The sequence below is a fragment of the Streptomyces carminius genome (assembly GCF_002794255.1).
Classification (GTDB): domain Bacteria; phylum Actinomycetota; class Actinomycetes; order Streptomycetales; family Streptomycetaceae; genus Streptomyces; species Streptomyces carminius.
In genome coordinates this window covers 89,114-103,606 of the sequence record NZ_PGGW01000067.1, presented here as the reverse complement: position 1 = coordinate 103,606, position 14,493 = coordinate 89,114, and the positions used below count along the sequence as shown (strand labels likewise).

General features: G+C 73.0%; 16 protein-coding genes. 9 read left to right on the top strand and 7 right to left on the bottom strand.

Annotated elements, in window-relative coordinates:
• Nucleotides 1-22 precede the first annotated feature (22 nt).
• The 3 genes from CUT44_RS24805 to CUT44_RS24795 are packed head-to-tail and all read left to right on the top strand — an operon-like array spanning nt 23 to nt 2,936.
• Nucleotides 23-1,678, top strand: a complete 1,656-nt coding sequence (locus tag CUT44_RS24805; RefSeq protein WP_100204162.1) for an AMP-binding protein — start codon at nt 23-25, stop codon at nt 1,676-1,678.
• A 51-nt stretch (nt 1,679-1,729) separates the two neighbouring features.
• Nucleotides 1,730-2,689, top strand: coding sequence for an amidohydrolase family protein (locus CUT44_RS24800; RefSeq protein ID WP_100204161.1), 960 nt, complete (start codon nt 1,730-1,732; stop codon nt 2,687-2,689).
• Between the two features lie 34 nt (nt 2,690-2,723).
• Nucleotides 2,724-2,936: a DUF5988 family protein gene (locus tag CUT44_RS24795; RefSeq protein ID WP_100204160.1), complete on the top strand. Its 213-nt coding sequence runs from the start codon at nt 2,724-2,726 to the stop codon at nt 2,934-2,936.
• Between the two features lie 125 nt (nt 2,937-3,061).
• On the opposite strand, the gene CUT44_RS24790 is transcribed toward CUT44_RS24795, so the two are convergent.
• Together CUT44_RS24790 and CUT44_RS24785 are read right to left on the bottom strand one after the other, a co-directional pair.
• A complete protein-coding gene (locus CUT44_RS24790; protein WP_100204159.1) occupies nt 3,062-3,907 on the bottom strand; it encodes an alpha/beta fold hydrolase in 846 nt (281 codons plus the stop codon).
• A gap of 85 nt (nt 3,908-3,992) precedes the next feature.
• Nucleotides 3,993-4,757, bottom strand: coding sequence for a crotonase/enoyl-CoA hydratase family protein (locus tag CUT44_RS24785; RefSeq protein WP_100204158.1), 765 nt, complete (start codon nt 4,755-4,757; stop codon nt 3,993-3,995).
• A gap of 842 nt (nt 4,758-5,599) precedes the next feature.
• On the opposite strand from CUT44_RS24785, the gene CUT44_RS24780 reads away from it, so the two are divergent.
• The gene (locus CUT44_RS24780) at nt 5,600-6,217 is read left to right on the top strand and encodes a response regulator (RefSeq protein ID WP_158239663.1); all 618 of its coding nucleotides are present in this window, start codon (nt 5,600-5,602) and stop codon (nt 6,215-6,217) included.
• Between the two features lie 161 nt (nt 6,218-6,378).
• Here the strand turns inward: CUT44_RS24780 and CUT44_RS24770 are convergent, their stop codons facing one another.
• Nucleotides 6,379-8,034 carry an FAD-binding dehydrogenase gene (locus CUT44_RS24770; RefSeq protein WP_100204156.1) on the bottom strand — a complete coding sequence of 552 codons (1,656 nt, stop codon included), beginning with the start codon at nt 8,032-8,034 and terminating at the stop codon, nt 6,379-6,381.
• 152 nt (nt 8,035-8,186) lie between these two features.
• Between CUT44_RS24770 and CUT44_RS24765 the strand changes: the two genes are divergently transcribed.
• The 3 genes from CUT44_RS24765 to CUT44_RS24755 are packed head-to-tail and all read left to right on the top strand — an operon-like array spanning nt 8,187 to nt 9,465.
• Nucleotides 8,187-8,585 (top strand): YidH family protein, encoded by a 399-nt coding sequence (locus CUT44_RS24765; RefSeq protein ID WP_100204155.1) that lies wholly within the window; start codon nt 8,187-8,189, stop codon nt 8,583-8,585.
• Complete coding sequence (locus CUT44_RS34605; RefSeq protein WP_100204154.1) at nt 8,582-8,971, top strand: DUF202 domain-containing protein; 390 nt, start codon at nt 8,582-8,584, stop codon at nt 8,969-8,971. The genes CUT44_RS24765 and CUT44_RS34605 overlap by 4 nt, the downstream gene beginning before the upstream one ends.
• Nucleotides 8,972-8,991: 20 nt before the next feature.
• Nucleotides 8,992-9,465, top strand: coding sequence for a gluconokinase (locus CUT44_RS24755; RefSeq protein WP_100204443.1), 474 nt, complete (start codon nt 8,992-8,994; stop codon nt 9,463-9,465).
• Nucleotides 9,466-9,527: 62 nt separating this feature from the next.
• On the opposite strand, the gene CUT44_RS24750 is transcribed toward CUT44_RS24755, so the two are convergent.
• Nucleotides 9,528-10,133 (bottom strand): TetR/AcrR family transcriptional regulator, encoded by a 606-nt coding sequence (locus tag CUT44_RS24750; RefSeq protein ID WP_100204153.1) that lies wholly within the window; start codon nt 10,131-10,133, stop codon nt 9,528-9,530.
• A 174-nt stretch (nt 10,134-10,307) separates the two neighbouring features.
• On the opposite strand from CUT44_RS24750, the gene CUT44_RS24745 reads away from it, so the two are divergent.
• Both CUT44_RS24745 and CUT44_RS24740 read left to right on the top strand, forming a co-directional pair.
• Entirely contained in the window at nt 10,308-10,814 is a 507-nt protein-coding gene (locus CUT44_RS24745; protein WP_233221642.1) for a hypothetical protein, read from the top strand.
• A 226-nt stretch (nt 10,815-11,040) separates the two neighbouring features.
• Nucleotides 11,041-11,505 (top strand): MaoC family dehydratase, encoded by a 465-nt coding sequence (locus CUT44_RS24740; RefSeq protein WP_100204152.1) that lies wholly within the window; start codon nt 11,041-11,043, stop codon nt 11,503-11,505.
• On the opposite strand, the gene CUT44_RS24735 is transcribed toward CUT44_RS24740, so the two are convergent.
• The 3 genes from CUT44_RS24735 to CUT44_RS24725 all read right to left on the bottom strand — a co-directional run bounded on the left by CUT44_RS24735 (nt 11,506) and on the right by CUT44_RS24725 (nt 14,331).
• Complete coding sequence (locus CUT44_RS24735; protein ID WP_100204151.1) at nt 11,506-12,201, bottom strand: TetR/AcrR family transcriptional regulator; 696 nt, start codon at nt 12,199-12,201, stop codon at nt 11,506-11,508.
• Nucleotides 12,202-12,605: 404 nt separating this feature from the next.
• Complete coding sequence (locus CUT44_RS24730) at nt 12,606-13,820, bottom strand: phytanoyl-CoA dioxygenase family protein (RefSeq protein ID WP_100204150.1); 1,215 nt, start codon at nt 13,818-13,820, stop codon at nt 12,606-12,608.
• On the bottom strand, nt 13,759-14,331 hold the full coding sequence (locus tag CUT44_RS24725) for a flavin reductase family protein (protein WP_100204149.1): 573 nt from the start codon (nt 14,329-14,331) through the stop codon (nt 13,759-13,761). The genes CUT44_RS24730 and CUT44_RS24725 overlap by 62 nt, the downstream gene beginning before the upstream one ends.
• Nucleotides 14,332-14,493: the final 162 nt, after the last annotated feature.

Below are 14,493 nucleotides of genomic sequence, written 5' to 3'. Positions count from 1 at the left end.
ACACCACGAGGAGCGAGGACGGATGCACACGTTACTGGACGCCGCCGACCCGGCCGTGCCCACCGCCGAGCAGTGCGTACTGGGTCCCGTGCTGCGCGCCCGGGCCCGGCAGCACCCCGAGCGGCTCTACGCCCTCTTCGACGACGGCGGCCGGTGGACGTACGCCGCCACGCTGGAGGCCGCCGAGCGCGCCGCCACGGGGCTGCGCGAGCTGGGCCTGGGGCACGGCGACCCGCTGCTGGTCTGGCTGCCGAACGGGCCGGACATCCTGCGCTGCTGGTTCGGGGCCAACCTGCTCGGCGCCGTGTACACGCCGGTGAACACGGCCTACCGGGGCGCGCTGCTGGAACACGTCGTCGGCCTGTCCGGGGCCCGGGTGCTGGTGGTCCACGCCGAGCTGCTGCCCCGGCTGGCCGGCCTCGACCTCGGGCGGCTGGAGCATCTGGTGGTCGTCGGGGAACCGGCCGGGGACGGCGGCGGCTCCCCGGACCCGGCGGGGCCCCGGCAGCACACCGCGGAGCTGCTCGTCCGCTCCCGGGCCGGTGATCTCGACGAGGTGGCGGTCGCGCCCTGGGACACCCAGTCCATGGTCTTCACCTCGGGCACCACGGGGCCGTCCAAGGGCGTGCTCAGCTCGTACGTGCACCTGTACTCCACCGCCGGCGCCGATGTGCACGGCTACCACGGCCCGGACGACCGCTACCTGGTCAACCTTCCGCTGTTCCACGGCGCGGGCATGATCGCCTCCTACTGCATGATGCTGCACGGCGGTTCCGTCGCGGTGGTGCACGGCTTCGAGACAGGGACGTTCCTCCCCCTGGTGCGCCGGATGGGGGTGACCGTCTGCACCCTCCTGGGGGCCATGGCCGGTTTCCTGGCCGGACGGCCCGAGGAACCGGACGAGGCGGACAACCCGCTGCGCACGATCTGCCTCGTCCCGTCCGTGCCCGAGGGCGCGCTCCTGCAGAAGCGCTACCGGGTGGACACCGTCTACACCACCTACAACATGACCGAGATCTGCGCTCCCCTGATCTCCGGCCCGCACTCCGGTCTGCCGGGCTTCTGCGGCCGGGCACGTCCCGGAGTGGAGCTCCGGCTGGTGGACGAGCACGACCGGGAGGTGCCCACGGGCGAGACCGGGGAACTCGTGGTGCGTGCCGCCCGCCCGTGGGCGCTCAGCCACGGGTACGCGGGAATGCCCGAGGCCACCGCACGGGCCTGGCGCAACGGGTGGTTCCACACCGGCGACTGCTTCCGCGCCACCGGGGACGGCGACTACTTCTTCGTCGACCGGGCCAAGGACGCCATCCGCCGCCGCGGCGAGAACATCTCCTCCTTCGAGGTGGAGAACGCCGTGCTGGAGCACCCGGACATCGCCGAGGCGGCGGCGGTGGGCGTCCCCAGCCGGCACGGAGAGGAGGACGTGCTCGTGGCCGTCGTCCCCGCGCCCGGCGCCGAGCTGGACCCCGCCGGCCTGCTCGATTTCCTGCGGCCGCGCATGGCCCACTTCATGGTGCCCCGCTATGTCCGCACCGTGGAGCGACTGCCCTACACCCCCAGCAACAAGGTCCGCAAGCACCTCCTGCGGGAGGCGGGTGTCACCGGGGACACCTGGGACCGGGAGGCCGCGGGCGTCCGCGTCGGGCGGACGCGGATCGGCCGGCACCCCGGCCGGTGACGACCGCGGGCCCGTCCGGACGCCCGCCCGGCACGATCGTGAGGAACCTCCGTGGCACAGCCCGTCATCGACATCTGCTCACTCTGGTTCGACCGGGACTGCTGGCGCTTCTTCCTGCGAAGGCTCGCCGGTGTCGCGCCCGCCTACCTCGAACGCTTCGGCCTGCTCATGGCCGGGGGCTTCGGCGCCGACCCCGGTGAGTACCGCGGGGTGCTCGCGGAGCACGGTGCCGACGCGGCCATCGAGGTGCTGGTCCGCCGTCATCCCGTGGACGGCGACCCGGCCGGCCATCTGGCGGGACTCGACGCGGCCGGGGTGGTCACCGAGGTCGTGCACGGGATGCCGGGCCGGCTGCCCGGCGGCGAGACCGTCAACGAACGGCTGGCCGCCATGGTCGCGCGGCTGGGCGCGGCCGCCGGGCGGGTGCGGCCGTGGGCGGGCATCACCCTGCGCGACCCCGGCGAGGCGGTCGCCGAGATCGACCGGTGCGTCCGCGCCGGGTTCACCGGCATCAACGTGGCCCCGTTCTACGAGGGGGTCCCGCCCCTCGACGACCGTGCCGCCCCGGTGTTCGCCGCCGCGGCCGAGCGCGGGCTGCCGGTATGGGTGCACTGCGGGAACAACTTCCGCGCGGACCAGCCCATGGACCTGTGCACCTGGCGGGACCTGGACCGCATAGCGGGACGCCACCCGGGCCTGGTGCTCGTCGCCGGTCACGCGGGCTGGCCCTGGATGCTGGAGACCATGGCCGTCGCGCAGCGGCAGCCGGGTGTCTATGTCGATCTGTCCACTCACCGGCCGCGGCGGATGTCCCGCCCCGGTTCGGGCTTCGAGCCGCTGCTGGCCTACGGCGCCACGACGGTGCGGCACAAGGTGCTGTTCGGTACCGGCGGTCCGTGGGTCCATCCCGTGGACGTGCCGCACCTCGCCGAGGAGGTGCGGGCACTCCGGCTGCCGCCCGGAGTGGCCGAGGACTGGCTGCACGACAACTCCGCCAGGCTGCTCGCCTGACGGCACCGCAGTGATTCACCGAAAAGGAGATCGCATGTCCGCTTCGGCACCGAACGCCTTCCTGCGCGGTGGGCCCGACCACTGCGACCACAAGCGGGTCCGGTATGTGCGCGACGTCCGGGACACCTACAAACTGCCGGTCGGCCACGCCTACGAGCACTTCCGGCCGACCGACGAGACGCTGGAGCACCAGGCGGGGACACTCAGGATATTCGAGTGGGTCACCCGTACCTACGTGGCGGAGTGACCCCGCCGGCCGCCCGGGTTCCGGGCCTTCCCGTCCCGCGTCACCCGGGCGGCCGGCCATCCGGCCATGACGCCAAATCCTCCGGCAACTCACCGGTGAATTCCGGCGCGGCGGTTCTCCCCCGTTCAGCCGAAGCGGTCGGAGGAGGGCCTTTCCGCTCCTTCGCCGACCCAGGAGGAAAGAAACTCCAGCAGTCGGCGGTTGAAGAACTCCGGGTTGTCCTGGTTGGCGTTGTGACCCGCGTCCGGAACGACCGCCGACTCGCCGTTGGGCTCCCTTTCCACCCAGGCCCGGAAGTCTCCTTTGACGGAGCCGGCCGAGTCGTTCTCACCACGGGTGAGAAGCGCCGGACACGGTATTCGGTAGTCGGGATCGGGCCGCATGCACCGGGACAGCCCGGCCCATACCCGGAAGAACTCCTTCTTGCAGAGCCGGCTGGTGGCGTCATAGGCGTACCGGCGGCTCTCGGGGTCCGTCGCCGTTCCCTCGCTGACCACCTTCCTGCGCCATTTGTCGCTGGTCAGCAGAAACAGGAGAGGGGATAACCGGAAGAGAATCCTCCGCGAGGCCGAAAGAGGCATGGTGAGGCTGTTGTTCCCCACCACGACGAGCGCGCGCACCGCTTCCGGACGGCGGTACAGCAGCTCCTGGGAGACGAAGCCGCCCAGCGAGTGGCCCAGCAGGACGGCACGATCCCGGCCCAGTTCCCCCATGAGGGCGTGCAGATGCTCGGCGGCCGCCGTCACCGAGAACTTCCCCGGCAACGGCTTCGACCGGCCGTGCCCCTGGACGTCCCAGGTCAGCACCCGGTAACCGGCCTCGGTGAGGGGCCCCACCTGCGCGTCGAACATCCGGTGATCCATGGAGAGCCCGTGCGTGCACATCACCAGCGGGCCGTCCCTCGGCCCGGCCGTCCAGTAGTGGATCGATGTTCCGGGGGCCGCCATCGTGTGCGGCGTCATCTCGACCATCTGCCGCTTCCTCTTCCAACTGTCCGGCTGTCCGGCTGTCCGGCTGTCGCGTTGCCCATCCCGGCATCCGCCCGTCCGGGGTACCTCAGGTACCGCTCCACTCGGGGGCACGTCGCTCCAGGAAGGCGCGGGCCCCCTCCATGGCGTCCCGGGAGCGGCGCACCTCGTCCACCAGGGCCCGCTGCCGCTCGAATCCCTCGGCCGCCGGCCAGTCGCGCGCCAGAGTGCCGATCCGCTTCGCGGCCCGGACGGCAAGTGGCGCCGCCTCGGCGATGCGGTGCGCCATCCGCAGGGCGAGTGCCCGGGACTCCCCGGGCTCACACACCGCGTTCACCAGTCCGTACCGCTCGGCGCGCGCCGCGTCCAGGGGATCGCCGGTCAGCAGCATCTCCATGGCGATCTGGTGCGGAACGCGGGAGGACAGCCTGAGCAGGCCGCCGGCGGCCGGCAGCAGGCCCCGTCTGACCTCGGGCAGCGCGAAGCGCGCGTCCCGGGCGGCCACCACCAGGTCGCAGCAGAGCAGCAGTTCCAGCCCACCGCCCCAGGCCCCGCCCTCGACCGCGGCCAGCAGGGGCTTGGCCGGCGGGCTCTCGGCCAGACCGGCGAAGCCGCGTCCGGGGACCCGGCAGGGCCTCCCGGCGGCGAACTCGGCCAGATCCATCCCCGCGGAGAACCAGCCACCCGCCCCGGTCAGCACACCGGCGCACAGCCGCGGATCGCCGTCCAGCAGTTCCATCGCCGCGGCGATGCCCTCGGCGGTCGGCTGGTCGACGGCGTTGCGCCGGTGCGGGCGGTCGATGGTCACCAGCAGCACGCGGCCGACCCGCTGGACCGTCGGGCTCTCGGCCATCGGCTGCTCAACTCCGTCCGGGTCGGGGTGCCGTGGGCTGGGCGTCCGGACCGCGCGGCGGCGCCGGTCCCCCGACACTACGGCCGGACCGGAACCGGCGGATCCCACCGGCGGTACCGCCCGGGCCCGGCGCACCGGGACCGGCGGTACCGGGTCCGGCGGTATACGGGTCCGGCGGTATACGGGTCACCGCACGGCGGCGGACACCGCGGAGCCCGGCCGAAGGCGCCCTCCGGCCGTACACGGCGACGCCGCGGCGCGGGCAGCCGCCCGGCCGGGCCGCGGTCCCGCTCCACGACACGGCCGCGCGGGAAAGGCCCCGCTCTTCCCCGTTTACCGGGAAGCGGTCTGCGCGCCGTCACACGGGGCGCGGAAGGCCCTCCCACCGGCGTCTTCTTCCGCCGCCCGGGCGAAGTTTCGCAGAGGTGAAGAATTCCTGGCCATGCAGGCGGATTCCACCCGTCGGCCCTGACCCGGGATAGAGTGCCTCCGTCGGCGGCGCGGAGACATCGGGGAAGCGGCGGCCAGGGATCGTTTTCCACAATCCGGCGCCGACACGCCGCAAGTCAGGACATGAGGGAGACGTCCCTTATGGAGATCACCGGCACTTCCGCCGGGGTCGGGTCATACACCCGGCAACACTGCCCATCCGATCCGATATGCCCGTCCAATCCGATCGAGCGGCTCTCCGGTCGCATCCACCGGGAAATCCCGGGCAGACGCAGGGCAACAGCAATGACCATGATTCAGAAAACGGGGGAACAGACCATGACGACCACTTCCACCACTCGCTCCACGACCGCGCCCCACGCACCGTCCCGGTAGCCAGGGGGTCGGGGGAAATGCGAGAGAAAGTATTGATCGTCGAGAACTTCCCAATCCTCTCCTTTGCCGTGGAGCAGGTTCTCAGCACGAGCGAGTCCGTGTCGGTCGTGGGCGTGGCCAGCGACTTCGACTCGTCCGTGGAACTGGCCCGGCAGTACCGGCCCGACGTGGTCCTGCAGGAACTGTGCCTGCCGACACCGCCGCAGGGCCTGGCCCTGTGCCGGGCCATGAAGGACCTTCCCTGCTCCCCGCGCGTGGTGGTCTTCACCACGGACAACACCCCGCGGACGGTCGCCGACTCGGTGGCGGTCGGCGTGGACTCCTTCGTGCACAAGTCCGTCCCGCCGGGCAAACTCCTCGAGGCCCTGGAGAGGTGCACCGAGGGACGCCGTACCTGGTGGCTCGGAGACGACTACGGGGACGACGACGCCTCGGCCGCCGCCCCCGAGGAGCTCGGCGCGAGGATGACCGACCGGGAGAAGGAGATACTGTCCCTCCTGGTCCAGCGCTACACGAACGACGAGATAGCGCGGGAACTGCGACTGGCCCGGCAGACCGTCAAGAACTACGTGAGCAGTGTGCTGGGCAAGGTGGGGGTCCCCAACAGACGGCACCTGTTCACCCGTCCCGGATGACCGCGCGGACACCGGTGCCCCCCCGGCGGGAGGGACCCTCCGGGGGGGCACCGGCCCGCCGCGTCCTCCCGTACCCGGCGGGCGCGCCCCGCGACGGCCCGCCCCGGGCCGGCGGGAGGGAGCGGGCACCGTGACCGGACGCCCGCCCCGGGCCGCCGCGCTCAGTCCACCGCCCGCGCCGCCGCCCGGCCCGCGGTGCGGCCCGAGAACAGGCAGCCGCCCAGGAAGGTGCCCTCCAGGGAGCGGTAGCCGTGCATGCCCCCGCCGCCGAATCCGGCGGCCTCGCCGGCCGCGTAGAGCCCGGGGAGCGGCTCGCCGTCGGCGGTGAGCACCCGCGAGGACAGGTCGGTCTCCAGGCCGCCGAGGGTCTTGCGGGTGAGGATGTTCAGCCGGACGGCGATCAGCGGACCCGCCGCCGGGTCCAGCAGACGGTGCGGCGGGACCACCCGGGTCAGCCTGTCGCCCAGGTAGGAGCGCGCCCCGCGGACCGCGGTGAGCTGGAGGTCCTTGGTGAAGGGGTTGCCGACCTCGCGGTCACGGGCGGCGATCTCGCGCCGCAGGGCGCTCTCGTCGATCAGGTCGTCACCGGTGAGCTTGTTCATGCCCCGCACCAGGGCGGACAGTTCGCGCTCGACGACGAAGTCGGCCCCCCGCTCCATGAAGGCCCGTACCGGTCCGGAAACGCCGGAGCGGGCACGGCCGAGGACCTCGCGGACACTGCGGCCGGTGAGGTCGGGGTTCTGCTCGGAGCCGGAGAGCGTGAACTCCTTCTCGATGATCTTCTGCGTCAGGACGAACCAGGTGTACTCGTGCCCGGTCCGCATGATGTGTTCGAGAGTGCCCAGGGTGTCGAAGCCGGGGAAGAGCGGCACCGGCAGCCGCTTGCCCGTCGCGTCCAGCCAGAGCGAGGACGGGCCGGGCAGGATGCGGATGCCGTGGTTGTCCCAGATCGGGTTCCAGTTCTCGATGCCCTCGGTGTAGTGCCACATCCGGTCGCGGTTGACGATCCGGCCGCCGGCCTTCTCCGCGATGCCCAGCATCGCCCCGTCGGCATGCGCGGGCACACCGGAGAGCATGCGCCGGGGCGGGCTTCCCAGCCGCTCCGGCCAGTTGGCGCGCACCAGGTCGTGGTTGCCGCCGATGCCGCCGGAGGCGACGATCACGGCCTGGGCACGCAGCTCGAAGGCACCGGTCACCTCCCGGTTGCTGGCCGTGCCGCGTTCGGTGTCGCTGGGGGCCAGCACCTCGCCGGTGACGGTGTCCACCGCGCCCGCGCTGCGGGCCAGGGCGGTGACGCGGTGCCGGAAGCGCAGCTCCACGCGTCCGCGTGCCACGCCTTCGCGCACCCGCCGTTCGAAGGGTTCGACGAGGCCCGGCCCGGTGCCCCAGGTGATGTGGAAGCGCGGCACGGAGTTGCCGTGGCCCGTCGCGTCGTAGCCGCCGCGCTCGGCCCAGCCGACGACGGGGAACAGCCGCAGTCCCTGGGCGCGCAGCCAGGACCGCTTCTCACCCGCGGCGAAGTCGACGTACGCCTCGGCCCAGCGGCGCGGCCAGGCGTCCTCCTCCCGGTCGAAGCCGGCCGTGCCGAGCCAGTCCTGCCAGGCCAGTTCGCGGCTGTCGCGGATGCGCAGCCGGCGCTGCTCGGGGGAGCCGACGAGGAACAGCCCGCCGAAGGACCAGTGCGCCTGGCCGCCGAGCGAGCCCGGGGGCTCCTGGTCCAGCAGGATCACCTTCCGCCCGGCCTCGGCCAGCTCGGCGGTGGCCGCGAGACCTGCCAGTCCCGCTCCGATCACGATCGCATCGGCGTCGTACGCCATTCGTCCACCCGTCCCGGTTCGGTCCTGCTGGTGACTGGAGAGTAACCCCGGCCTCCGGACGGCCGGTACCCCCTGCGGACAGCCCAAAGGGCAGATTCACGTGGCCGGTGCCCCGGAATCGCGGGGCACCGGTCACGCGTAGGGTCGGAACCGTGAACGACAGGTTCCGGACGACGGTACGGCTGTGGTGGGCGCCGGAGCGGCTGCACGACGAGGGGCAGACGCCCGACTACCGCTTCTCGCTGGCAAACGAACGGACCTTCCTGGCCTGGATCCGCACCGCGCTGGCGCTGGTCGCGGGCGGGATCGTGGTGGACCAGCTCCTGACCGGCCTGCGGCCGGGGGCGCGCACGGTGATCGCCGTCGCGCTGCTGGCGGGCGGCGCGCTGTGCGCGGTACGGGCGGTCAGCCACTGGCTGCGCACCGAGCGGGCGATGCGGCGCGGCGAGGACCTGCCGATGTCGCGCTTCCCCGTGCTGCTGGCCCTGGGCACGGCGCTGGCCGCGCTGCTGGTGGTGGGCGCCGTGGTGCTGGGCTGGTCCGGGCGGTGAGCCGGGAGGGGGGACGTCCGAGGACCCCGCCGGGCGGCAGGACGGAGGGCGGGGCGGAGGGCGGGGACACGGACGCGGGCGAGGCGGCCGTACGGGATCCCGCGGCGCAGCCGGAGCGCACCCGACTGGCGTGGCGGCGCACCGCGCTGGCCTTCGCGGTCGTGGTGGTGCTGGCGCTCCGCCGGGCGGTCCAGGGCGGTGGGGCGGCCGCGGCGTGTGCCGCGGCGTTCGGGGCACTGGCCTGGCTGGGGTTCCTGGCCGCGGCCCACCGGCGCTCCCGGGCCCTGCGCACGGCCCGGCCCGGTTCGCTGGGCACCGCGGTGGCGGTGACCGCGGTCGCCTGTACGCTGGCGTTGCCGATCTCTGGGGTGGTGGTGTTGCTGTGACGAATCCGCTTGTCGTGGTGATGGGGGTGTCCGGTTCCGGTAAGACGACGGTGGGCACGGCCCTGGCCGAGCGGCTGGGAGTGCCGTACGCGGAGGCCGACGACTTCCATCCGCCGGAGAACGTGGCGAAGATGGCGTCGGGCGTCCCGCTGGACGACGAGGACCGCCGCCCCTGGCTGGACTCGATCGCCGCCTGGCTCAAGGGCCAGGACGGGGAGGGCGGCGTGGTGACCTGCTCCGCCCTCAAGCGGAGCTACCGCGACCGGCTCCGCAGGGCCGCGCCGGAGCTGTTCTTCCTCCACCTCGACGGTTCCGCGGAGCTGATCTCCGCCCGGCTGACCGGGCGCAAGGGCCATTTCATGCCGCCCGACCTGCTGCGGTCCCAGATCGAGACGCTGGAGCCGCTGAAGCTGGACGAGCAGGGTGCCGTCGTCCCCATCGACGGCACACCCGAGGAGACCGTGGAGCTGGCCGTCGCCGCCGTGCCCCGCTGACCGGCGTTCCGCCGTCGGCGGGCCCGGCCCCTCCCTCCGCCGTACCGGCCGGCCCGGGGCGCTCAGGGCCGCAGGGCCCGCAGCAGCAGATCGGCCAGGTGGTCGGCGACCTGCCGGGGACCGAGGCGGCCACCGGGCCGGTACCAGGCGCTGAGGTGGTGGACGGAGCCGAAGTGGTGGTCCACCACCAGGTCCGCCGGGACGGCCGTGCTGAACACCCCCGCCCGCTGCCCCTCCTCGACCAGGGCGCGGAACCGCTCGTGGTAGCGGCGGCGTTCGGTCCGCACCCACTTCCGCTTCTCCTCCCCGAGCTGATGCATGGAGCAGAAGAAGACCGCCGCGTCGTCGAGGTTCTCGATGGTGGTGAGGGCGACGTCCGCGGCGGCGTCGCGCAGCCGCCGCTCCACGGGGGCGTCGGCGTCCGCGAAGGCATCCAGGCGCTCCTGCCGGAGGCGCAGCACCCGGCCGTAGATCTCGTGGAGCAGCTCGTCCTTGGAGCCGAAGTAGTGGTAGAGGGCGCCCTTGGTCACGCCCGCCGCCTCGACGATCTCCTGGACGGAGGTGCGGTCGTAGCCGCGGTCGGCGAACAGCCGGGTGGCGGCGGCCAGCAGCCGCTCCGGGACCGGCCGGCCGGCGGTGTCCCGCGGCCGGTCCGCCGGACTCGTCATGGCGCCTCCTCCCGGACCCCGCCCCGCCCACGCCGGCCCGGGATCCACCGGATCTCCACAGACACTAACCAGCCGGTATGTGGCATCGGAAGATTTCGGGGCACACGGATCCCACAGAGGGTCCGGTACGTCCCAACGATGACGACTCGGTGACTCCGTCGGAGGTGGTACGCGTTGGCCGGTTTCAATGCCCTTGCCGAACAGGTACGTGATCCTGACAGAGATCCTTCCCAGCGCCGTCAGGCACTGCGCAAGTGTCTGGAGCGATTCGCGCCGTACGGGCACCGTGCCACCTGGCACCACCTGTGCGCCCGCGCGGGCATCTCTCCGGACGACCGCCGTCCCGATCCGGAACGGCTGGTGGCCGCCCTGGAGGAGCTGGAGGAGGCCAGGGAGGTGTGGCTGGCATACGAACGTGCCTTCGCCCTGCGGCGGAGGCGGCAGAAGTACGACGGCATCCGGCAGCCGCCGGGAGCGGGCGACTGGCACCGCCGCAGCTGGGGAGGCCGTCAGCTGCTGCCCGTCAAGAACCCCGAGGCCGCTCCGCCCGCGCCACTGGCGGAGGTGCTGCGCCGCCTGGTCCGCGAGGCGGAGGCGCGCGAGGCGCGCTGTGCGGCGGCGCGGGCCGCACACGAGGCGGCCGGGCGGCGCCCGGTCGGGAGGATCGCCGTCAGCCACTGACGGCGGACGGGCGCGGGGTCCGGCGGAACGGAGCGGTCACGGGGCGGCACGGCGGGTTCCCGCGCGACACCGGGGACCCGCCGTCGCATGCCGCGCCCCGTACGGATGTCCCCGGACCCCGGCCGAAGGTGCCTTCCGTTGACAGTGCCGTCCCCTCCCCAGCATGCTGAGCAAGCGCTTGGTCGCGAACGGTGCCACGGTCACGAGGTTGGGGAGGCGAGCCCTGATGGCGAAGCCCCGGGTTTTCACGTCGGTCGGCGAACTGCGGGCGGCGGTCGGCGAGCAGCTGGGCACCAGCGACTGGCTGGAGATCGACCAGCGGCGGATCGACCTGTTCGCGGACGCGACGGGCGACCACCAGTGGATCCATGTCGATCCGGAGAAGGCCGCCGCCGGACCGTTCGGCACCACCATCGCGCACGGCTATCTGACCCTCTCGCTGCTGCCGGTGCTGGTGCCGCAACTGCTCCGGGTGGAGGGGGTGCGCATGGGCGTCAACTACGGCCTCAACAAGGTCCGCTTCCCCGCCCCCGTGCCGGTCGGCTCACGGGTGCGCGCCACCGCCCGGATCACGGAGGTCACCGCGGTGGCCGAGGACTGCGTCCAGCTCACGGCGGGCGTGACGGTCGAGCGCGAGGGCGGCGGAAAGCCGGTGTGCGCCGCGGAGAGCATCGTCCGCTACTACTTGTGACTATCCGCGGCCGGCCACCCCCGGCCCGCCCCCCGGGGCGGCCGGGGAGCCGACCATACGCAGCACGAGGCCGGCGTAGAGGTCGCCGATCTCCTCGGGGGTGCGGGGGCCGCCGGTGCGGAACCAGCGGGCCACGTCGACACAGAGCGAGAGCACCGCCACTGCCGTACCCCGGATGTCCTCGACCGTGAACTCCCCGGTGGCCACCCCGTCGGCCAGGATGCCGCGCAGGATCTCCTCGCTGCGCCGCCGCAGGGCGACGATCTCCGTGTAGTGGTCCCCGGCGAGCGCGCCCAGCTCGTACTGCACCACCCGGGCCGTGGTGTGCCGCTCGGCGTGCCAGCGCACGAAGGCGCGCACCGCCGCCGCGAGCCGTTCCGGGGCTCCCGTGGCGCTGTCGTCGGCCTCGGTGAGGACGCGGACCGAGCGCTCGTGGCCGATCCGGCTGATCTGGTGGAGCAGTTCCTCCTTGGTGCGGTAGTGGATGTAGAGCGCGGCCGGGCTCATCCCCGCGCGGGAGGCGATGTCCCGGGTCGTGGTGGCGTGGAAGCCGCGTTCGGCGAACGCCTCCACCGCCGCCAGCAGCAGCCGGCGGGCCGCCTCGGGAACCACCTCGGCCCAGGAGTCGTCCGGGCCGCCGTCCGCCGCCCCGCCCGGGGACTCGTCCACGGCCCCGGGCTCCGCGTCCCCTGTCATCCGCACCTCCCCGCGCTCAGTCGACCGGTCGAACACCATACATCGATTGCTGAGCAGCCGCTTAGCGGCGGAGGCGGTGCCCCGGGAGGTTCCGGGGCAGCCGGGAAGGCGGAGACCCCGGTCGGCGAACTCCTCGGCCACCCGCCGTACGGCGGCCTGTTCCCCGGACAGAGCCAGATTCACACCCGTCAAACCGGCATCGCCGGTTACCGAGTGGCGGACACCGGACGAGCCCTTGAGGGCGTGCCCCGTGGCACTCCCCCGTACCCCCGCCCAGCCGGGAGCGGATCGACGGGGGCGCCTTCGAGACGGACCTGCGCGCACTCGTCGACGGGCCGCCCGGCCGGGACGGGGAACAGTGCGCGCAGGGCTGTCCCCGGAGCCCCGGAGCCCGGGCGGCCGTCTCAGGGCGTGGCACCCCCGGCGTCCGTCGCCTGCCCCCGGCTGAGCCGCCGTTCGGCCGCGGCCCGCAGTTCCCGGCGCAGTTCCCCGGGAGAGGCCCCGCGCTCCAGGGCCCGCCAGACCAGTTCGGCCGGGGCGGGCGGGGCCAGCCCGCCGACCGGGGCGTCCAGATCCAGGTTGGTGGGGAAGGAGTACCCCTCGGCGCAGGCGGCCACCACGTTCCGCAGCCACCGCTCGGGAGCGCCCTCGGCCCTGCGCCGTAGCAGCACCGGGAACACGGCGTTCACCATCCGCTCGCGGTCCACGGTCTCCATCGAGCGGCCGAACGGCGAGGAGATCTGCAGCAGGTTCGCCATGCGCCGCACGTCCGCGGTGCTGTTGTGCCCGGCCGCGTGGAAGAGAGCCGGGCTGAAGAAGACGGCGTCGCCCTTGTCCAGCGGCAGTTGTACGTGGTGCTCCTCGAAGTAGGCACGGAATTCGGGCCGCCGCCAGGCCAGATAACCGGGTTCGTAGGTCTGGGAGTGCGGCAGGTACATCGTCGGACCGGTCTCGACGGGCATGTCGCAGTGCGCCACCGCGCCCTGGAGGGTCAGGACGGGCGCCGCCCTGTGCATGTGGGCGGGGAAGGCCGCGGCGTGCTCGTCGGTCAGGAAGCCGAAGTGGTAGTCGCGGTGGACACACTGCGCCAGGGCCCCCGGGTTGACGACGTTGACCTGGGAGGTGAGCTGGTAGCCGGGCCCGAGCCAGGCCTCGCAGACGAGCGCGGTCATCTCGTCGGCGTGGTACTCGGTGAAGACCTCCGGGGCGCGTACGGCCAGCTTCTCCACCGCGTTCCACACCCGGTCGTTGGTGCCGGGCTTCGCGTAGTGGTCGCCGCGTGCCGTACCCGCCGCCCGCTCCTCCTCGATCAGCGCGTCGAACACCGCGCCGGCCCGGTCCAGGACCGAGGGGTCGGGGTAGGCCCGTTTGAACACCACGATGCCCGGACCGTCCAGCAGGACCCGGGCGAGTTCCGCCTGGATCGCGCGCCTGCCCCGGGGATCGGCCGCCAGCCGGCAGAGGTGCTCGGCGTCGTACAGGGGGACGTTCCGCACGATGTCGGCTGCGGTGGGGCAGTCCGCCGGAACGGTGGTCCGCCCGGCGTGCGCGCGGAAGTCAGCGAGATCGCAGTCGGTCTCGCCGAGCCAGGTCCGCGGTCCCTTGACTGTGAGGGTCATCGTGCTCCTTCCGGGGCCCGGCGTCGTCGGGTCCGAGGGGGGTCGGCCGGGCGAATGCCCGGTCGCAGTAGGACAGGGGGATCCGGTCGCTGACGTACGTGCTCTCGACCAGGCCGACGATGATGCTGTGATCGCCGCCCGCCACCACGCTGTGGGTGGAGCAGGCGACCCGTGCGGTCGCCTCCGGCAGCCCCGGAAGCCCCTTCTCGCAGGGGACGAAACCGCTGGTGGCCACTTTGCGGTGGCTGCGCCGGGCGAAGTGGAGGGCCACCGGGGCGTGTTCCGCGGCCAGCACGTTGATCAGGAAGGAGCCGGCCCGGGTGAAGGCGAGGTGTGACTCCGCCTCCTTCGCCAGACAGAGCAGGATCAGCGGCGGCCGCAGGGACAGTGAGCAGAAGGAGCTCGCGGTGAACCCCCACGCGCGGCCGTCCGGTGTGACGGTCGTGGCGACCGTCACCGGAGCGGGCACCCTGCTCATGGCCTCGGTGAAGGAACTGATGGAGACAGCCATCTGGAACCCTTCCGGGTGCGGGACCTCGGTCCACCGCCTATCTGGACAGATCGGTCCGCCCCTCCGGAGGCGGACCCCGGACCGCCGGTTCTTCCGGGTCCGGTCACCAAGCCTGGCCCGGGGAGATACACGCGGGCTACGCGGCCCATACACGTCCGCGCC